The organism is Paraburkholderia sediminicola (genome assembly GCF_046027355.1).
GTDB lineage: Bacteria > Pseudomonadota > Gammaproteobacteria > Burkholderiales > Burkholderiaceae > Paraburkholderia > Paraburkholderia sediminicola_B.
This window is the reverse complement of sequence record NZ_JAQQEK010000023.1, coordinates 15,795-34,078: the sequence shown is the minus strand read 5'-3', so window position 1 is coordinate 34,078 and position 18,284 is coordinate 15,795. Positions and strand designations below refer to the sequence as shown.

19 protein-coding genes are annotated in these 18,284 nt (G+C 60.9%); 17 read left to right on the top strand and 2 right to left on the bottom strand.

Translation table 11 applies throughout. From position 1 onward, the window contains the following. Positions 1-19: 19 nt before the first annotated feature. From PQR42_RS31370 to PQR42_RS31340, 7 genes are read left to right on the top strand one after another with little or no spacing between them, the layout of a single operon-like run. Complete coding sequence (locus tag PQR42_RS31370; protein ID WP_408214558.1) at positions 20-709, top strand: NADH-quinone oxidoreductase subunit J; 690 nt, start codon at positions 20-22, stop codon at positions 707-709. Positions 710-729: 20 nt separating this feature from the next. Continuing rightward, positions 730-1,035: an NADH-quinone oxidoreductase subunit NuoK gene (gene nuoK / locus PQR42_RS31365; RefSeq protein WP_006052894.1), complete on the top strand. Its 306-nt coding sequence runs from the start codon at positions 730-732 to the stop codon at positions 1,033-1,035. A 17-nt stretch (positions 1,036-1,052) separates the two neighbouring features. Beyond that, complete coding sequence (nuoL, locus tag PQR42_RS31360; RefSeq protein WP_408388330.1) at positions 1,053-3,146, top strand: NADH-quinone oxidoreductase subunit L; 2,094 nt, start codon at positions 1,053-1,055, stop codon at positions 3,144-3,146. Positions 3,147-3,160: 14 nt separating this feature from the next. Beyond that, the gene (locus tag PQR42_RS31355; RefSeq protein WP_408214564.1) at positions 3,161-4,651 is read left to right on the top strand and encodes an NADH-quinone oxidoreductase subunit M; all 1,491 of its coding nucleotides are present in this window, start codon (positions 3,161-3,163) and stop codon (positions 4,649-4,651) included. 23 nt (positions 4,652-4,674) lie between these two features. Next, positions 4,675-6,147: an NADH-quinone oxidoreductase subunit NuoN gene (gene nuoN / locus PQR42_RS31350; protein ID WP_408214567.1), complete on the top strand. Its 1,473-nt coding sequence runs from the start codon at positions 4,675-4,677 to the stop codon at positions 6,145-6,147. Then, positions 6,147-6,443, top strand: coding sequence for a DUF2818 family protein (locus PQR42_RS31345; protein ID WP_408214570.1), 297 nt, complete (start codon positions 6,147-6,149; stop codon positions 6,441-6,443). Before nuoN ends, PQR42_RS31345 begins: the two co-directional genes overlap by 1 nt. A 42-nt stretch (positions 6,444-6,485) precedes the next feature. Then, positions 6,486-7,070: an NUDIX domain-containing protein gene (locus PQR42_RS31340; RefSeq protein WP_408388328.1), complete on the top strand. Its 585-nt coding sequence runs from the start codon at positions 6,486-6,488 to the stop codon at positions 7,068-7,070. A gap of 248 nt (positions 7,071-7,318) precedes the next feature. Here the strand turns inward: PQR42_RS31340 and PQR42_RS31335 are convergent, their stop codons facing one another. Then, complete coding sequence (locus tag PQR42_RS31335; RefSeq protein WP_408388326.1) at positions 7,319-8,503, bottom strand: winged helix-turn-helix domain-containing protein; 1,185 nt, start codon at positions 8,501-8,503, stop codon at positions 7,319-7,321. 297 nt (positions 8,504-8,800) lie between these two features. On the opposite strand from PQR42_RS31335, the gene PQR42_RS31330 reads away from it, so the two are divergent. The 10 genes from PQR42_RS31330 (at position 8,801) to PQR42_RS31285 (ending at position 17,444) form a co-directional block, all read left to right on the top strand. Continuing rightward, the gene (locus PQR42_RS31330) at positions 8,801-9,043 is read left to right on the top strand and encodes an N-acetylmuramidase domain-containing protein (RefSeq protein WP_408388324.1); all 243 of its coding nucleotides are present in this window, start codon (positions 8,801-8,803) and stop codon (positions 9,041-9,043) included. Between the two features lie 177 nt (positions 9,044-9,220). Next, entirely contained in the window at positions 9,221-11,806 is a 2,586-nt protein-coding gene (locus PQR42_RS31325; RefSeq protein ID WP_408388322.1) for a glycoside hydrolase family 18 protein, read from the top strand. A 191-nt stretch (positions 11,807-11,997) separates the two neighbouring features. After that, positions 11,998-12,303, top strand: coding sequence for a putative holin (locus tag PQR42_RS31320; protein ID WP_408214584.1), 306 nt, complete (start codon positions 11,998-12,000; stop codon positions 12,301-12,303). A 314-nt stretch (positions 12,304-12,617) separates the two neighbouring features. Beyond that, positions 12,618-12,863 carry a hypothetical protein gene (locus PQR42_RS31315; RefSeq protein WP_408214587.1) on the top strand — a complete coding sequence of 82 codons (246 nt, stop codon included), beginning with the start codon at positions 12,618-12,620 and terminating at the stop codon, positions 12,861-12,863. A gap of 53 nt (positions 12,864-12,916) precedes the next feature. Next, positions 12,917-13,441 carry a helix-turn-helix transcriptional regulator gene (locus PQR42_RS31310; protein ID WP_408388320.1) on the top strand — a complete coding sequence of 175 codons (525 nt, stop codon included), beginning with the start codon at positions 12,917-12,919 and terminating at the stop codon, positions 13,439-13,441. A gap of 227 nt (positions 13,442-13,668) precedes the next feature. Further along, complete coding sequence (locus tag PQR42_RS31305; RefSeq protein WP_408214591.1) at positions 13,669-14,094, top strand: DUF1178 family protein; 426 nt, start codon at positions 13,669-13,671, stop codon at positions 14,092-14,094. A gap of 48 nt (positions 14,095-14,142) precedes the next feature. Next, positions 14,143-15,339 carry an acyl-CoA dehydrogenase family protein gene (locus tag PQR42_RS31300; RefSeq protein ID WP_408388318.1) on the top strand — a complete coding sequence of 399 codons (1,197 nt, stop codon included), beginning with the start codon at positions 14,143-14,145 and terminating at the stop codon, positions 15,337-15,339. A 10-nt stretch (positions 15,340-15,349) separates the two neighbouring features. Next, on the top strand, positions 15,350-16,477 hold the full coding sequence (locus PQR42_RS31295; RefSeq protein WP_408214597.1) for an acyl-CoA dehydrogenase family protein: 1,128 nt from the start codon (positions 15,350-15,352) through the stop codon (positions 16,475-16,477). Positions 16,478-16,512: 35 nt separating this feature from the next. Next, positions 16,513-16,971, top strand: a complete 459-nt coding sequence (locus tag PQR42_RS31290) for a MaoC family dehydratase (RefSeq protein ID WP_134456655.1) — start codon at positions 16,513-16,515, stop codon at positions 16,969-16,971. Next, the gene (locus PQR42_RS31285; protein ID WP_408388316.1) at positions 16,968-17,444 is read left to right on the top strand and encodes a MaoC family dehydratase; all 477 of its coding nucleotides are present in this window, start codon (positions 16,968-16,970) and stop codon (positions 17,442-17,444) included. Before PQR42_RS31290 ends, PQR42_RS31285 begins: the two co-directional genes overlap by 4 nt. Before the next feature lie 94 nt (positions 17,445-17,538). Here the strand turns inward: PQR42_RS31285 and PQR42_RS31280 are convergent, their stop codons facing one another. Further along, positions 17,539-18,240 (bottom strand): glutathione binding-like protein, encoded by a 702-nt coding sequence (locus PQR42_RS31280; RefSeq protein WP_408214604.1) that lies wholly within the window; start codon positions 18,238-18,240, stop codon positions 17,539-17,541. Positions 18,241-18,284: the final 44 nt, after the last annotated feature.

Genomic DNA, 18,284 nt, shown 5'->3' with positions numbered 1-18,284 from the left:
TAACGATGAACCGGTAATCATGGAATTCACGACCGTACTGTTCTACATCTTCGCACTGCTCCTGGTGGTTTCAGGGCTGAAGGTGATCACCTCGCGCAACCCGGTGTCGTCCGCACTGTTTCTGGTGCTGGCGTTCTTCAACGCAGCCGCGATCTGGATGCTGCTGCAGGCCGAGTTCCTCGCGATCCTGCTGGTGCTGGTCTACGTCGGCGCGGTGATGGTGCTGTTCCTGTTCGTCGTGATGATGCTGGACATCAACATCGACGTGCTGCGTAAAGACTTCAAACGCTTCGTGCCAATGGCCACCCTGGTCGGCGCGATCATCGTGATCGAAACCGCGCTGATTCTCTGGCACGGTTACGGCGCGACCGCCACGGCGCTGCGCGACACCACGGCCGCCGCGAACGGCATGGGCGACTGGTCGAACACGCGCCTGATCGGCAAGGTCATCTACACCGACTACATCTTCGCGTTCGAAGTGGCCGGCCTGGTGCTGCTGGTGGCGATCATCGCGGCGATTGCGCTGACCACGAGCCACAAGAAAGACAGCAAACGTCAGAACATCAGCGAACAGGTCAAGGTGCGTGCCCAGGACCGTGTGCGCGTCGTCAAGATGAAATCGGAAAAGACCGCGGCAACCGTCGCGGCGGAAGAAGCCGCGGCAGCGGCTGCAGCAGCGGCCGACTCGGCACCGGCTAAGAACAGCTGAGCGGACAGGAGATAGAAATCATGTTGACCCTTGCCCATTACCTTGTCCTCGGCGCGATCCTGTTTGCGATCAGCATCGTCGGCATTTTCCTGAACCGTCGCAACGTCATCATCATCCTGATGGCGATCGAACTGATGCTGCTGGCGGTAAACACCAATTTCGTCGCGTTCTCGCATTACCTCGGCGACGTGCATGGCCAGATCTTCGTCTTCTTCGTGCTGACGGTTGCAGCAGCTGAAGCGGCGATCGGACTCGCAATTCTGGTGACCCTGTTCCGTAGCCTCGACACGATCAATGTCGAGGACCTCGATCAGCTCAAAGGTTAATTTCAGGTAAAGCGGTTATGTCAACGATACTCAATGAAAACCTGCTGCTGGCGATCCCGCTGGCACCGCTGGCCGGCTCCCTGATTGCGGGGCTGTTCGGGAAAGCGGTAGGGCGAGCCGGTGCACACTCGGTTACGATCCTCGGCGTCGCGATCGCGTTCATCCTCTCGGTTATCGTCTACTTCCAGGTGATGGACGGCGCGAGCTTCAACGCGACCGTCTACGAATGGATGTCGATCGGCAAGACGAAGTTCGAGATCGGCTTCCTGGTCGACTCGCTGACGGCGATGATGATGTGCGTGGTGACCTTCGTGTCGCTCATGGTGCACATCTACACGATCGGCTACATGGCCGACGACGACGGCTACCAGCGCTTCTTCTCGTACATCGCGCTGTTCACGTTCTCGATGCTGATGCTCGTGATGAGCAACAACTTCCTGCAGCTGTTCTTCGGCTGGGAAGCGGTGGGTCTGGTGTCGTACCTGCTGATCGGCTTCTACTTCACGCGTGAGAGCGCGATCTACGCGAACATGAAGGCGTTCATCGTGAACCGCATCGGCGACTTCGGGTTCCTGCTCGGCATCGGCCTGCTGTTTGCTTTCGCCGGTTCGATGAACTACGGCGACGTCTTCGCGAAGCGCACCGAACTCGCGGCATTGAGCTTCCCGGGCACGGACTGGGGTCTGCTGACGGTCGCCTGCATCTGCCTCTTCATCGGCGCGATGGGTAAGTCGGCGCAGTTCCCTCTGCATGTCTGGCTGCCGGATTCGATGGAAGGCCCGACGCCGATCTCCGCACTGATTCACGCGGCAACCATGGTGACGGCCGGTATTTTCATGGTCGCGCGCATGTCGCCGCTGTTCGAATTGTCCGATAGCGCGCTGTCGTTCATTACCGTGATTGGTGCGATTACAGCGTTGTTCATGGGCTTCCTCGGGATCGTCCAGAACGACATCAAACGCGTGGTGGCTTACTCGACGTTGTCGCAGCTCGGTTACATGACGGTTGCACTGGGCGTGTCGGCATACCCGGTCGCCATCTTTCACCTGATGACGCACGCGTTCTTCAAGGCGCTGCTGTTCCTCGGCGCGGGCTCGGTAATCATCGGCATGCACCACGATCAGGACATGCGCAACATGGGCGGCCTGCGCAAGTACATGCCGATCACGTGGATCACGTCGCTGGTTGGTTCGCTGGCGCTGATCGGTACGCCGTTCTTCTCGGGCTTCTACTCGAAAGATTCGATCATCGACGCAGTGAAGCTGTCGCATCTGCCGGGCTCGGGCTTCGCGTACTTCGCCGTGGTGGCGAGCGTCTTCGTGACCGCGCTGTATTCGTTCCGCATGTACTTCATGGTGTTCCACGGCAAGGAGCGCTTCCGCGATCCCAAGCATCCGGAATCGCCGATGGGCATCGAAGCCGCGGCGCATGCGCACGACGCGCACGGCCATGATTCGCACGGTCATGGTCACGATTCGCATGGCCATGGCCATGGTCACGACGACCACGCTCACGAGCCGCACGAAACGCCGTGGGTGGTGTGGCTGCCACTGGTGCTGCTGGCGATCCCGTCGGTGGTGATCGGTGCGATCGCCATCGGCCCGATGCTGTTCGGCGATTTCTTCCAGCACGGCGTGGCGTTCGACAAGGTGATCTTCATCGGCGAAAACCATCCGGCGCTGCATGAGATGGCTGAGGAGTTCCAGGGCTGGGCAGCGATGGGGCTGCACTCGGTCGCGGGTCTGCCGGTCTGGCTGGCGCTCGCGGGCGTGGTGGTCGCGTGGTTCCTGTACCTCGTTCGTCCGGACCTGCCCGCTGTCGTCAAGCGCGCGTTCGGTCCGATCTATACGCTGCTCGATAACAAGTACTACATGGACAAGATCAACGAAGTCGTGTTTGCGCGGGGCGCCGTGGCAATTGGCCGTGGTCTCTGGAAGGAAGGCGACGTCGTGGTGATCGACGGCATCGTCAACGGCAGCGCACGCTTTATCGGCTGGTTCGCCGGCGTGATCCGCTTCCTCCAATCCGGCTACATCTATCACTACGCGTTCGCCATGATTATCGGCATGCTGGGGCTCCTGACCCTGTTTGTAACGCTCGGCGGCAAATAAGGCGAGGGACACTAATGCACGCTTATCCGATTCTCAGTATTGCGATCTGGTTACCGATCCTCGTCGGCCTCCTGGTCCTGGCTATCGGTTCCGACCAGAACCCGGCACCCGCGCGCTGGATTGCGCTGATCGGCTCGGTCGTCAGCTTCCTCGTGACGATCCCGCTGATTACCGGTTTTGATTCGAGCACCGCCGATCTGCAGTTCGTCGAAAAGGCGAACTGGATCGAGCGCTTCAATATCACGTATCACCTGGGTGTCGACGGCATCTCGATGTGGTTCGTCGTGTTGACCGCCTTGATTACGGTGATCGTCGTGATCGCCGCGTGGGAAGTGATCACCAGGAACGTGGGTCAGTACCTGGCCGCGTTCCTGATCCTGTCGGGCATCATGGTCGGCGTGTTCAGCGCCGCCGACGGCATGCTGTTTTACGTGTTCTTCGAAGCGACGCTGATTCCGATGTACATCATCATCGGCGTGTGGGGCGGGGCGAACCGCGTGTACGCGGCGTTCAAGTTCTTCCTCTACACGCTGATGGGCTCGCTGCTGATGCTGGTCGCGTTGCTGTACCTGTACGTCGAGACCGGCACGTTCGACCTCGCCACGTGGCAGCATGCGCAGATCGCCATGACGCCTCAGGTGCTGCTATTCATAGCGTTCTTCCTGGCTTTCGCCGTGAAGGTGCCGATGTGGCCGGTTCACACGTGGTTGCCCGACGCCCACGTGGAAGCGCCGACCGGCGGCTCGGTCGTGCTGGCCGCGATCATGCTGAAGCTGGGTGCATACGGTTTTCTGCGCTTCTCCTTGCCGATCACGCCTGACGCGAGCCACTTTCTGGCGCCGGTCGTCGTCACGCTGTCGCTGATCGCGGTGATCTACATCGGTCTGGTCGCGATGGTGCAGACGGACATGAAGAAGCTGGTCGCGTATTCGTCGATCGCGCACATGGGTTTCGTGACGCTCGGCTTCTTCATCTTCAACCAGCTCGGCGTGGAAGGTGGGATCGTGCAGATGATCTCGCACGGCTTCGTGTCGGGCGCGATGTTCCTGAGCATCGGCGTGCTGTACGACCGTATGCATTCGCGCCAGATCGCCGATTACGGCGGTGTCGTCAACGTAATGCCGAAGTTCGCGGCGTTCGTCATGCTGTTCTCCATGGCGAATTGCGGCCTGCCGGGCACCTCCGGTTTCGTCGGCGAGTTCATGGTGATTCTGGCTGCTGTCCAGTACAACTTCTGGATCGCGGGCGGCGCGGCAGTCACGCTGATTCTCGGCGCGGCCTACACGCTGTGGATGTATAAGCGCGTGTACTTCGGCGCGATCGCCAACGATCACGTGAAGGGTCTGCTCGACATCAACCGTCGCGAATTTTTCATGCTGGCAGTGCTTGCCGCACTGACGCTGTTCATGGGCCTGTATCCGAAGCCCTTTACCGATGTGATGCACGTATCCGTGGAAAACCTCCTCGCCCACGTTGCGCAGTCAAAGCTGCCGTTGCCTCAGTAACGCCGAGCGAGGAATTAAAGACCATGCAAAACGCCCCTATGACTGCTCTGTTGCCCGACGCGCTGCTGATGCTCGCCGTTGTCGTCGCGTGGCTCAACGACACGTTCGTCGGCCAGGCCGGTCGCCGTACCACGTACTTCATCGCGTTCTTCTCGTCGCTGGTCGCCGGCGTCTGGTTCGCGATGAACGCGTTCGACCCGCAGGTGCGCTACTACTTTGGCCACATGTACGTGGTGGATTCGTTCGCCAATGTGATGAAAGCGGTGGTGACGCTCGGCTACGCAGTGTCGATCGTGTATTCGCGACGTTACCTCGAAGATCGCGGACTGTTCCGCGGCGAGTTCTTCCTGTTGGGTATGTTCTCGTTGCTCGGCCAGCTCGTCATGATCTCCGGCAACAACTTCCTGACGCTGTATCTCGGCCTGGAACTGATGTCGCTGTCGCTGTACGGTGTGATTGCCTTGCGTCGTGACGCAGCGCCGTCGAACGAAGCGGCCATGAAGTACTACGTGCTCGGCGCGCTGGCTTCCGGCTTTCTGTTGTACGGCATTTCCATGTTGTACGGTGCGACCGGTTCGCTCGACCTGAACGAAGTGTTCAAGGCGATCGGCACGAGCCACTACGACCCGAGCGTGCTGCTGTTCGGCGTGATCTTCATCGTGGCGGGCGTGGCGTTCAAGATGGGCGCGGTGCCATTCCACATGTGGGTGCCCGATGTCTATCAAGGTGCACCGACGGCAATGACCCTGCTGGTCGGCGGCGGTCCGAAGGTTGCCGCGTTCGCCTGGGGGCTGCGCTTTCTCGTGATGGGCCTGCTGCCGCTCGCGGTCGAATGGCAAGAAATGCTGGTGATTCTCGCGGCGCTGTCGCTGATCGTCGGCAACATCACCGGTATCGTGCAACGCAACGTCAAGCGGATGCTCGCGTACTCGGCGATCTCGAACATGGGCTTCGTGCTGCTGGGCCTGCTGGCCGGCGTGGTCGACCACAAGACGACGGGTGCCGCCAATGCATACGGTTCGGCCATGTACTACAGCATCGTCTATCTGATCACGACGATGGGCACGTTCGGCGTCGTCATGCTGCTGGCGCGCCGCGATTTCGAAGCGGACACGCTCGAGGACTTCAAGGGCCTGAATCAACGCAGCCCGGTGTTCGCGTTCGTGATGATGATCATGATGTTCTCGCTCGCGGGCATTCCGCCCGCGGTCGGCTTCTACGCGAAGCTCGCGGTGCTGCAGGCCACCATGAACGCCGGTTTGACCTGGCTGACGGTGCTGGCCGTGATCACCTCGCTGTTCGGCGCGTTCTACTACCTGCGTATCGTCAAGCTGATGTATTTCGACGATCCGCAAGACAAGTCGCCCATCCTCGCGGACACCAGCACGCGTGCTCTGCTCGCGTTCAACGGTGTGGCCGTGCTGGTGCTTGGTATTGTGCCGGATCCGTTGTTGAAGGCCTGCCTGCAGGCGATCCAGCACACGCTGTTGCTCTGATGTCGGCAGCGGGTTGGTTTATCGTGCTGTTGGCGCTGGTCGGCGCCAACCTGCCGTTCCTGAATCAGCGCCTCTTCGCCGCCGTGCCGTTGAAAGCGGCGAAGAAAAGCGCCTGGATCCGGATTGCCGAATTGATCCTGTTGTACTTCGTGGTCGGCGCGCTCGGTTTTCTGCTGGAAGCGCGCGCGGGTAACCGCTTCGAGCAGGGTTGGCAGTTCTACGCGATCACGTTCGCGCTCTTCGTGGTGTTCGCGTTCCCTGGCTTCACCTTCCAGTATCTCGTCAAACGCCGCTGACGGCGTCTCGCCGTCGGCGCACCAAGTCCCCAAGGTCCGCAAATGGCTGAACTTCCCGATCACGACGCCGCGCTCAAAGAGACTTGCATCGAGAGCAAAACGATCCATCAAGGACCGTTTCTGACGCTCAAGTGCGACACCGTTCGTCTGCCGGACGGCAAGCACGCCACGCGCGAATATGTTCAGCATTCCGGCGCCGTGATGGTGATTCCATTATTCGACGACGGCCGCGTACTGCTGGAAAACCAGTATCGCTATCCGATGGGCAAGGTCATGGTCGAGTATCCGGCCGGCAAGCTCGATCCGAACGAAGGCGCGCTGGCCTGTGCGAAACGTGAGCTGCGGGAAGAGACGGGTTATACCGCGCGCGAGTATGTTTATCTGACGCGCATTCACCCGATCATTTCCTATTCGACCGAATTCATCGACATCTACCTCGCGCGCGGTTTGACCGCCGGTGAGCGCAAGCTCGACGAAGGCGAATTTCTGGAACTGTTCACGGCGACTGTGCCCGAGATGTCCGAGTGGGTGCGCACCGGCAAGGTTACTGATGTGAAGACGGTGATCGGCACATTCTGGCTGGAGAAGGTGTTGTCGGGTGCATGGCCGTTGGCGGAACCGGAATAACGTGCCCGTTCAGAATGCGCGCTGATTGTTCCAGTCGCTGAGAACGCTGCACGGCGAGCGCCGTTTCCCGACGCCGCGTTGATCGGTGCGCTCCACTGCGCTATCCCAATGACGATTTGAATCGCGACGAGTGACGATCGGCCCCACGCTGTCTCGCGTGGACGGTGGCGCCGGACCTATCACGCTGACCAACTGGTATCGCCGCACGGTTCAGCGCGCAGCCAGCCGACAGAACCGGTGCCGATCCGCTACGGTGGGTACGACGGTTCGGAAGATGTCACGCCAAGGCATCCCGCCGCGCGCAAATCCGTGACGATCCGTCTCCACGCGTTGTCCACGGTGGTTGGCACGGTTGGGGAGCTTGACGCCGCCAATGACGCGACCACGTCGCGAATGAATAGGTGATGAACAAAATCGGGGCTACAGGTTATAGGAATACCGCGTCCAGTGCGCAGCGCGGCGACAGGTCGGCCGAACCGGCTCGCGTTGCCGAGGTCCGCTGGCATCACAAGCGCGGTCGCGAGTGCGAACAACGCGACGCCGATTGGCACGACGGCACGCCGCGATGCGGGCAACGGCGCAATCCACGTGAGTGCGGCGACCACGCGCGGCGACGACTGACGAGCTGCAGCCACTGACGGCAGCGTACCGCTGCCGACGCCACCGATGTCGGTGGGCGAAGGCGACCCAGTCCGGCAGAATCGATATCCGCTACAAGGTATATAGATCAGTTGCTGCTCGAGCCCAAGCGGCTGCAGTGAACGCCGCAAGCGCGACACTAGCCGCGTCAGGCGATTCACGTCGACATCTTCTTCATCGCCCCAGATCCGTGAGATCAACTCGTGGCGCTTGAGTGTGACGTCCGGCTGTTCGACGAACGCTTCTAGCAACGCGCATTCGAAACCCGTCAGATAAACGGTTGCCCCAGCATGGGTGACCACACCCTCCTCGGTATGAATTGCCGGCAGACCGATCGATTCGGGCAATGTCGGCTGATAGGAAGCCGTGTCGCGCAACCGCGCAAACCAGTTTCGAAAGCTTGCACCGCGTGGTGTGGGCCCATCCACGGCGAGCGCGCCAACTGACATAGGCGGGTCATCCGGCGGGAGGTCGTCGGCATGGATCCGAAGCCCTTCCGGGTCGAACCGATAACCCGCACGCGGCATCGTCACGATATGGTCGCCGAGGCCGAGCGGCCTTAACGACTTGCGCAACCGGTAGACCAGTTGTGTCAGATAGAGCTCGTCCATGTGGGCCGCGCGCGCGCCCCACACGACTCCCATCAATGCTTCACGGTCGCATACACGTCCGGCTCTCTCCACCATCAGGCGGAGCACTTGCTTTTCTTGTCCCGAAACGCGGATGGCAATATGGCCGACGGATACACGGTCATGCTGCCAGTCGAAACGAACGATGCAACTATCTTTACTCACGAATTCCTCCAGAGCCCTTGATCTGCATAACGTAGCATCGGTGAGCTATCGCGGCCAATGGAGGAATCCGGGTTGGGGGGCAATGTCACCGACATACCCTGACGCCAGATGGAATATCGCGACTTCCATGTAGCAGACAGCAACATCGAAGCCGGCACGGCAGGCGGGACGCGAATGTTCGCCCTCTTCTATGGCGGCCGCCGACTGGAGGAAAAACCATGATCTCGTGTCATTAGTTAGCTTTCCTTTCTGCTGCGACGTTTTGCCACTTCACGGTTGCCGATCATGAATTCATCGATGAATCGCGGCACGAGCGTTGTTTTTTACAGCCAGCGGGCTCGATTGCGATTGTGCGATCGAAGCCTGCAGTTGCGGGCTATTCAGATCGTGGGCCTTCATTGGCTGTATCTGGATTATCCCAGTGCGTCCGACTTTGCCGCGTCGATGAACATCGATGAGCGCAGTCAGCTCGATGCATTCGTTCGCTTCATTGAACGCGACGCCGCGATGCTTCGCGCGTTTCGACGCGCTCCCACATAGAGGGTCGGCGTAGGGGAGATGACGTAGCCAATCGCCTACGTCGCCCGCTTGCGGAGCGCGGATTTTCGACGGACTTTCCATGTCGTTCGTCGATCAGGCACCCGAACATGAACGGGTCGATCAGGCAACGCCTCTGTGCGCAGCCGTCGACGTCCACTTTTCATGAACGAGGTTCTTATGACACAACGGAACAATCGCACGTCTGCAAGCGGCTCCGCACAGCAGGGCCGCAAGGACAGCAAGCTGGTGTACAACGGCGATCCAGGCGACAAGTCTGGCGCCAAGGGTGCGACGGAAAAGAAGTATCAGATGAACAGCTACAAGCCGGCGACCGAAGTCGAGAAGTTCAGCTACACGTCGGGCCGGGTGGCGAAGCGGGTCTACAACAGCTACAAGCCGAACGACACGAAGGTGTTCGGCTACTACACGGACTGGTCGCAATACGACGGCCGTTACGACGGCGAATTCGGCGACGATCAGTGTGGCCGCGGCATCGACCTGATGCTGCTCGATGCGAAGGCGTATGACAAGCTCGTGCTCGGCTTTGCCGGCATCGTCGGCGACAAGGGCGAGAAGCAGCAGACCGTCGACCAGGCAGCGCTGGATTTCGGCCGCAAGAAAGACGAGGCGACTTTCGTCGATGCATGGGGCGACGTCGCTTCGTACCGCAACTGTGGCTTCGCGGGCTGGGTGAGCAACGACTATAAGGCACTGTTCCATCAGGACACCGCGCAAGGAGTGCTGGGCGGGCTGCGTAAGTTGAAGGCAAAGAATCCGGACCTGGTGCTGTCGTTCAGTATCGGCGGCTGGACGATGAGCGAGGCGTTTCACTGGGTGGTCGCCGATCCGGCGCGGCGCGAGACGCTGATCAACAGCATCCTCGACCTCTTCGAGCGCTTCCCGATGTTCGCGGCAATCGATCTCGACTGGGAGTACCCGGCGGCAGAGGGCAATGACGGCAATACCTATTCCGATAGCGACACGCCGAACTTCCAGGCATTGGTGCGCGAACTCAGACAGGCGCTCGACGGCGCGGGCCGCAACGATGTGATGATCAGCATCGCCGCATCCGCTGCATTGTCCAAAATGCAGAAAGCCGACCTCAAGGGCATGCTCGATGCCGGCGTGCATGGCATCAACCTGATGACCTACGACTTCTTCGGCACGCCGTGGGCGCCGAAGCTCGCGCATCATACGAACCTGCATCCGAGCCATCCGGGCGACCCGGACGAGTTCAACGTTGACGTCGCGATCGACTATCTGGTCCAGATCGGCGTGCCGTTGAACCGTGTGGCGATCGGCTACGCGGCGTATAGCCGCAGCGCGCGCAATGCGAAGATCACAAGCCTGTCGCCGCTCGAGGGCACCTATGACCCCGGCACGGGCACGACCACCGGCAGCTTCGAATCGGGCGCGACCGAGTGGTACGACCTGATCTACAACTACCTCGATCTGGAAAACCAGCGAGGTATCAACGGCTACGACGTCTATACCGACGAAGTTGCCGACGCCGATTACCTGTATAGCGCTGACTCGAAACTCTTCGTTTCGGTCGATACGCCGCGCACGGTGAAAGCCAAGGGCGAGTATGTGTGCCAGCGCGGTCTTGCGGGTCTGTTCACATGGACCATCGACATGGATGCCGGCGTGCTCGTCAATGCCGCGCGCGAAGGGCTCGGCAACGAGATCGCGAAGCAGACGATCGACATGTCGCCGTTCTACTTCAAAGGCATCAATGTGCAGGGCGGCAACCGGCCGCCGGTGGCCGCGATCGACGGTCCGCTGGAAGCCTTCGCTGGGGACACGGTTCACTTCAGCGGTGAGCGCTCGAATGATCCGGACGGCGATGCGTTGACCTACCGTTGGTCGGCGTCGGGACTGCCGTTCGACGGCGCGACCACCGTCGAGGTCGACGGCGTCGTGCCGACGGATGGCGCCACGAGCTACGTGGTGAAGCTGACGGTCGACGACGGTCATGGCAACGCGAACACCGCGCAGGTCACGCTGAACGTGAAATCGAGAACCGGTCAGCCGCCGGTGGCCCGGATGACGATGCAACTCGCGTCGGGGTTGGCATTCCAGCTGTCGGGCACCGCGTCGTTCGATCCGGACGGCGACCCGCTGTCCTACGCGTGGGAGGCGCCGCAACTGCCGTTCAACGGCTCGCGGGAGCCAGTCGTAAACGGGGTCGTGCCCGGCGTCGACAAGACGACCGACTACTGGATCCAACTGTCGGTGAGCGACGGCACGTCCACGTCGAGCGAGGCGATCTATCTGGAAGCCACGCCGTCGCCCGGAGGCTCCGTGCAGGCGGTGATCACGGGCAAGACGAAAGTGGAGAGCGGCGCGCCGCTGTCGCTGTCGGGTGCGGACTCGACCGGCCCGGCGCCGCTGGTGTACAAGTGGAGCGCGCCGGGACTGTCGTTCGACGGATCCGACCAGGTCAGCGTCACCGTGACCACGCCGGCGCTCACGCAGACCACCGAGTATCCGGTCCAGTTGTCGGTGACCGGGCACGGCGGCGACGGCGCGCAATCGGTCGCCTCGGTGATCGTGACGGTCGTCGCCAGCCAGGACACCGGCACGTGGAAGCCGCAGGACTATCCCGGCGGCTCGGAGGTGACGCACGACTATCGCGGTCAAGGCCTGCGCAAGTACTGCTCGCTGTGGTGGGCTAGCCGCTCCGACGAGCCGGGCGATCCTGCTTGCACAAGCACGCACGAGAATGACGGCAAGGTCTGGCAGGACCTCGGCAGCGCCTGATCACTGTTTGCGGCTGATACTGCCTTGACCGCGAAGTGCGGCGGCGCTCGCCGAGCGTCGCCGCACGCAAGCCGGTCGATTTCTGGACCTTGGAGTTGAATACGATCATGGCCACTTATCCTGTTGCTTTTTTATCCGCTCCTGTATTGCTTGAAAGCTTGAAAGGCGGTGTTGTCTTCGTCGTGTCACACATGATCAGCGACTTCGAAATCGTATTAGGCGTCGCTTGCGGAGCGCTCCTGTATCTGACGCGTTCGCACGAGACCACGATGTGGCGCAAGGCAATCTATTTCGTCGTGTCACTCGTAGGCGGCAATTTTCTCGGGCAGCGAATCGTCTTGAACTGGCCGCAGGTCGAACCGTGGTTGGCCGGGTTCGTCGCAAGTGCAGCGCTCGTGACGTTTACGATTCTCGCGCTCGACTGGAGTGAGCGGCACGTCGAGCCGACGCTGGATCGTTTGTACGCATGGTTCGTCAAACGGCTATTCAAAGGATGACGCAGGTTGCACGCAAGGCACAAAAAAGGCGGGCGCGCTGGTCCGCCTTCACATAGGAGACTGCCGGTACTCATCAATCGAATAGATCATCTGCGCAGGCTGGCACCGTGTCTCGAAAACGTGCTTTCGTCTTATGACTTCAGACAGTCTCGCTCCTTGGCCGTTGTGTCTCTAGTATCGACCTCTGACGACGGCACCAGGCATCTCCTTTACTTCGGATGACGAAGCGTGTGAGAGGTGTTTAATTCCGGGCGAATAAAGTCAGGTTGTCACTTGACAACCTGATCGTCACTGGCTAAATTGGAGGGCATTAGATGGTTCGAGGAACCCACTCTAAGAAAGAGGTCGAGGCAGCGCTGGCTTATGCCGAAAGAAATGGCTGGCGTGTTCAGGGCGGTGGCAAAGGCCACGCTTGGGGAAAAATGTACTGTCCTGATAAAGACGCTGAGTGTCGGTGCGGCGAGTTCTGCATATCGAGCGTCTGGAGCACGCCGAAGAACCCTGGCAACCACGCCAGACATCTGCGGCGCATCGTCGACAATTGCACGGCTCGCCGGTAGCAGAAGCGTTCTGTTGGCGAAAGGCTTGGGCTGAACGAAGGCAGGAGTAACTTATGGAATATGTGTTCACGTTGAAGTACCGGCTCGCAGCGCAAGACTGCGATCTTGACGCGATCGTCGAGCGTCTGGGCGAGGCCGGGTGCGACGATGCGACCGTCGGCGTCGGGCAACCAGGCCGCATCGCGCTATTTTTTACTCGCGAAGGCGAGTCCGCATTCGAGGCGCTGGTCAGCGCGCTGCAGGACATCAAGCGCGTGGTGCCGTCAGCGCGTCTCGTCGAGGCGGGCCCCGATTTTGTCGGCCTCACCGACGTCGCCGAAGTCGCTGGTGTATCGCGGCAAAACATGCGCAGGCTAATGCTGAGTCACGCAATTGATTTCCCGCCGCCGGTCCACGAGGGCAGTGCATCGGTATGGCATCTGTCGGACATCCTTGATTGGCTCGCTGCGCGCGGCGGCTATGAAATCAAGGCAGACGTGTTCGACATCGCGAGAGCGGTCAAGCAGATCAACCTCGCTAAAGAGGCACGCGAACTCGAACCGCGGCTTGGTCGTCAACTGGAATGTCTCGTGGCATAGGAGCAGGGCGGCAGCCAGCGTGCGAAGCCGCGCCGGCGTAGGTGATCGGCAAGCCATTTGTCTTCCGGAACACCTTCGGCAGGCCTTTGCGCAAAGCGTTAAAATCGCCCACCGCGTCCGAATTGTCAGCGACTTCCGGCGTCGGCGCCGTCGTCCGTAAATTTTTGCGAACGACCGTTCACAAATTTCCGTTTTGCGCTAAACTGGCACGCAAGCCCTGATTCCACATGAAGGTCCTCGATTTACAGTGTCCGCATGGCCATCGGTTCGAAGGCTGGTTCGCTTCGGCTGATGACTTCGAATCGCAGCAGTCCCGCAAGCTCGTCGAATGTCCGATCTGCGGTGCGAACGAGGTGAGCCGTTTGCCGTCGGCGCCGCGCCTGAACCTGTCGGGTGCGACCGAAACGAAAGCGCCAGCGGGCGCAGGGGAAATGCAGGCGCGTGTGATGCGTGCCTTGCGCGAGGTACTGGAAAAGACCGAGAACGTGGGCGACCGCTTCGCCGAGGAAGCACGGCGCATTCACTACAATGAAGCGCCTGCACGCAATATTCGCGGTGTCACGACACCGGAAGACGCGAAAGCCTTGGTCGAAGAAGGCATCGAAGTGATGTCGCTGCCGGTCCCGGCTGCCTTGAAGGAACCGCTGCAATAGCGCAGTGGCTCACTGGCGGCGGGCGGTGGCGGCCAGGAGACACGACGCATGAATCTGGACTATTCCCCCGCTGATAACGCGTTCCGCGCGGACATTCGCGCCTGGCTCGAAGCGAATCTGCCTCGCGAACTGAGCGACAAAGTACTCAATCACAAGCGTCTTGCCCGCGAAGACTTCGCAGGCTGGCATAAGCTGCTCGGCACGCGCGGCTGGTCGGCGATCGCGTGGCCGAAAGAATATGGCGGGCCGGGCTGGGACGCGACTCAGCGGCACATTTGGGACGAAGAGTGCGCGCGTATCGGCGCGCCGTCCGTGCTGCCTTTCGGTGTCTCCATGGTGGCGCCGGTCCTGATGAAGTACGGCAACGAGGCGCAGAAGCGCCATTACTTGCCGCGCATTCTCGATGGTACGGATTGGTGGTGCCAAGGCTATTCCGAGCCGGGCTCGGGTTCTGATCTGGCCTCACTGCGCACACGCGCCGAGCGTGTCGGCGACCATTACGTGGTCAACGGTCAGAAAACATGGACCACGCTCGGCCAGTACGCCGACATGATGTTCTGCCTCGTGCGCACGGACAGCGGCGCCAAAAAGCAGGAGGGCATCTCGTTCCTGTTGATCGACATGAAAACGCCGGGCATCACCGTGCGACCGATCATTACGCTCGACGAAGATCACGAAGTCAACGAAGTCTTTTTCGAAGACGTGAAGGTGCCGGTCGACAATCTGGTCGGTGAAGAGAATCGCGGTTGGACTTACGCGAAATATCTGCTCGGCCACGAGCGTACCGGCATCGCGCGGGTCGGCCAGTCGAAGCGCGAACTCGTTTTCCTGAAACGGCTTGCGCTGAATCAGAAAAAGAACGGCAAGCCGCTGCTGCAAGACCCGGTATTTGCCGTGAAAGTCGCGAGCCTCGAGATCGAGTTGATGGCGCTCGAAGTCACCGTGCAACGCGTCGTCGCCAATGAGACAGGCGGACGCGGACCGGGACCGGAAGCGTCGATGCTGAAGATCAAGGGCACGGAAGTCCAGCAAGCGCTGACCGAACTGATGTTCGAAGCGGTCGGGCCGCTTGCCGCACCATTCGACGTACCGTTCCTCGAAGGCGAACGCGAACACAGCCGGGCCGGCGACGATGATGCCGCGCCTCTCGCCGCGTACTACTTCAACTTCCGCAAGACGTCGATTTACGGCGGCTCGAACGAAATTCAAAAGAACATCATCGCGCAGATGATTCTCGGACTTTGAGGAGCGGCGCATGGACTTCACTTTCAACGACGAACAACAGCAATTCGCTGACGCGCTGCGCCGCTATCTGGACAAGAGCTACGGGTTCGAAGCGCGCCAGGCGATCGTGCGATCGGAAACCGGCGTGTCGAACGCGCATTGGGCCGCGTTTGCCGAACTGGGCCTGACGGCGTTGCCGGTGCCGGAAGCGCAGGGCGGCTTCGACGGCGGCCCGATCGACATGCTGGTGGTCATGCAGGAACTCGGCCGCGCGCTGGTCGTCGAGCCTTATTGGGCGACTGCGGTCGGCATCGAGGCGTTGCGCCTCGCGGGTAGCGACCAGGGCGAAGACGCGTCGCTGCTCGAACGCGCGGCTCAAGGCGAGATCAAACTGGCCGTGGCATTTCACGAACCACATGCACGCTACGACCTGTTCGCGGTCGAGACAACCGCAAGCGGGCAGGGCGAACAGCTGACACTGACCGGCACGAAGTCTGTGGTGCAGCACGGCGCGCAAGCGGATCACTGGATCGTCCCGGCCCGGCTAAACGGCGAGATCGCGCTCTTCGTAGTGGCGCGCAATGCGGCGGGCGTCAAGATCACGGACTACCGCACGATCGACGGTCAGCGTGCCGCCACACTCGAGTTCAACAACACGCCCGCGCGCCGGCTTGCCGGCAAACACGCCGGCGCGGCTGCGCTCGAACATATTGCCGACTACGGCACGGTGCTGTTGTGCGCCGAGGCGATCGGCGCGCTCGACGCCTTGAACCTCGCCACCGTCGACTACACCAAGACGCGCCAGCAGTTCGGCCAGCCGATCGCGCGCTTTCAGGCCTTGCAGCATCGCATGGTTGAGATGCTGATTCACGCCGAGCAAGCGCGTTCCGTCACGTATCTGGCCGCGATGCGCTACGCCAGCACGGATGCAGACGAACGTCGCCGCGCGGTTTCCGCCGCGAAGGCGCGAGTCGGTCAAGCCGCGCGTTTCGTCGGCCAGCAGGCGGTTCAGTTGCATGGTGGCATGGGCGTCACGAACGAAGTGGCGGCGGCGCATCTGTTCAAGCGGCTTGCTATCATCGAAACCACATTGGGCGATGTCGATCACCATCTCGCGCGGTTCGCCGCGCTACCCGGCTTCGTGACTGCCGAAGCCTGATCAGACATTCGAATCGGATACAAGGAGATGCGACGATGGGTTTGAGTTACGAGGACTTGATAGTCGGCACGAGCATCGAAATCGGCAAGCACACGTTCACGCGCGAAGAGATCGTCGAGTTTGCACAGAAGTTCGATCCGCAGCCGTTTCATCTGGATGAAGCCGCGGCTGCCGAGTCGCCGTTCCGCGGCTTGGTGGCGAGTGGCTGGCATACCTGTTCGGTCATGATGGGCATGCTGGTGCGCAACGCGTTCGCGGGTTCCACGTCGATGGGCTCGCCCGGTATCGACGATATCCGCTGGTTGAAGCCGGTGCGTGTCGGCGACACGATCACCATGATGAACGCCGTGCTCGACAAGCGCATCTCGGAGAGCAAGCCGGATCGCGGCATCGTGTCGACGCAGTGGGAAGGCATCAATCAGCATGGCGAGACGGTGATCACGGTGCGCTCGAAGGGACTGTTCGGCCTGCGCAATCCGGGCGCCGCGTCGTGATGGGCAGCGCGGCGCCTGCCGCAACCTTCGGCAGCGCCGCGGCCTTGGGCGCGTTGGTCGGCGCCGAGCCGCTCGTGAGCGAATGGCTGACGGTGGATCAGGCGAGCGTCGATCGTTTCGCCGAAGCGACCGGTGATCATCAATGGATTCACGTCGACCCGGAACGGGCGCGGCGCGAGTCGCCGTTCGGCGGTCCTGTCGCGCACGGTTTCCTGACGCTGTCGCTGATCCCGGCACTGCTCAGTAAGACGGTGGCGCTTGAGCAGCGCATGGGCGTCAATTACGGGCTGAATCGCGTGCGGTTTACATCGCCGGTGCTGGTTGGCTCGCAGTTGCGCGCGAAATTCGCGGTCGAGTCCGTTACCGAAGTCGATAACAACGGCGTACAAGTGGTGTGGAACGTGACGTTGGAGCGGCAGGGTAGTGAGCGGCCGGTGTGTGTTGCGGAGTTCATCACGCGGCATTATTTCTAGCGTTGCAGCGGCGCATGCGAGTTAAAAAAGCGTGAGCCGGCATGAATGCCGCTCGCGCTTTTTTAATGATGCAGATTCAGATGCGGCGGCGAATTCAATGTTTCGCGTATTGCGTCGCACCGAACAGTATTTCCTTCGCCTTGTCGTCCATGAGCGGTTGACGCGCGGACGCCAGCACTTCCACACCGCGCACGACCGCAGGACGCGCGGCGATATCTTCATGCCAGCGCTTCACATTCGGAAACGAATCGAGTTCCAAGCCCTGGTTTTGCCACGAGCGCGTCCACGGGAATGCGGCGATGTCCGCAATCGTATAGTCGTTGCCCGCGAGATATTGCGTCTTGCCGAGTTGCGTGTCCATCACGCCATATAGACGCTTCGTCTCGTTCGTGTAACGGTTGACCGCGTATTCAATCTGCTCCGGCGCGTAGTTGCGGAAGTGGTGCGTTTGGCCGAGCATCGGACCCAGACCGCCCATCTGGAACATCAGCCATTGCAGCGTTGAATAGCGCGCGGCCGGATCGGTCGGCAGAAACTTGCCGGTTTTCTCGGCGAGATAAATCAGAATCGCGCCGGATTCGAACAAGGCGAACGGCTGGCCGTCGGTGCCCTTGGGGCCCTCGGAATCGACGATTGCCGGGATCTTGTTGTTCGGGCTGATGGCGAGAAACTCGGGTGTGAACTGGTCGCCCGCGCCGATATTCACACCGTGGACGTTGTACGCGAGGCCCGTTTCCTCGAGCATGATGTGAACCTTGTGGCCATTCGGGGTCGCCCAGCTATAGACGTCGATCATCGTAGCTCCTTTGTTTCGTGAAAGCGGCGCCTCGAAGGGCGCCG

Coding starts and splice junctions, on each gene's coding strand:
- PQR42_RS31370 (WP_408214558.1), top strand. CDS start 20: ATGGAATTCACGACCGTACTGTTCTACATCTTCGCACTGCTCCTGGTG.
- nuoK (WP_006052894.1), top strand. CDS start 730: ATGTTGACCCTTGCCCATTACCTTGTCCTCGGCGCGATCCTGTTTGCG.
- nuoL (WP_408388330.1), top strand. CDS start 1,053: ATGTCAACGATACTCAATGAAAACCTGCTGCTGGCGATCCCGCTGGCA.
- PQR42_RS31355 (WP_408214564.1), top strand. CDS start 3,161: ATGCACGCTTATCCGATTCTCAGTATTGCGATCTGGTTACCGATCCTC.
- nuoN (WP_408214567.1), top strand. CDS start 4,675: ATGCAAAACGCCCCTATGACTGCTCTGTTGCCCGACGCGCTGCTGATG.
- PQR42_RS31345 (WP_408214570.1), top strand. CDS start 6,147: ATGTCGGCAGCGGGTTGGTTTATCGTGCTGTTGGCGCTGGTCGGCGCC.
- PQR42_RS31340 (WP_408388328.1), top strand. CDS start 6,486: ATGGCTGAACTTCCCGATCACGACGCCGCGCTCAAAGAGACTTGCATC.
- PQR42_RS31330 (WP_408388324.1), top strand. CDS start 8,801: ATGAATCGCGGCACGAGCGTTGTTTTTTACAGCCAGCGGGCTCGATTG.
- PQR42_RS31325 (WP_408388322.1), top strand. CDS start 9,221: ATGACACAACGGAACAATCGCACGTCTGCAAGCGGCTCCGCACAGCAG.
- PQR42_RS31320 (WP_408214584.1), top strand. CDS start 11,998: ATGATCAGCGACTTCGAAATCGTATTAGGCGTCGCTTGCGGAGCGCTC.
- PQR42_RS31315 (WP_408214587.1), top strand. CDS start 12,618: ATGGTTCGAGGAACCCACTCTAAGAAAGAGGTCGAGGCAGCGCTGGCT.
- PQR42_RS31310 (WP_408388320.1), top strand. CDS start 12,917: ATGGAATATGTGTTCACGTTGAAGTACCGGCTCGCAGCGCAAGACTGC.
- PQR42_RS31305 (WP_408214591.1), top strand. CDS start 13,669: ATGAAGGTCCTCGATTTACAGTGTCCGCATGGCCATCGGTTCGAAGGC.
- PQR42_RS31300 (WP_408388318.1), top strand. CDS start 14,143: ATGAATCTGGACTATTCCCCCGCTGATAACGCGTTCCGCGCGGACATT.
- PQR42_RS31295 (WP_408214597.1), top strand. CDS start 15,350: ATGGACTTCACTTTCAACGACGAACAACAGCAATTCGCTGACGCGCTG.
- PQR42_RS31290 (WP_134456655.1), top strand. CDS start 16,513: ATGGGTTTGAGTTACGAGGACTTGATAGTCGGCACGAGCATCGAAATC.
- PQR42_RS31280 (WP_408214604.1), bottom strand. CDS start 18,240: ATGATCGACGTCTATAGCTGGGCGACCCCGAATGGCCACAAGGTTCAC.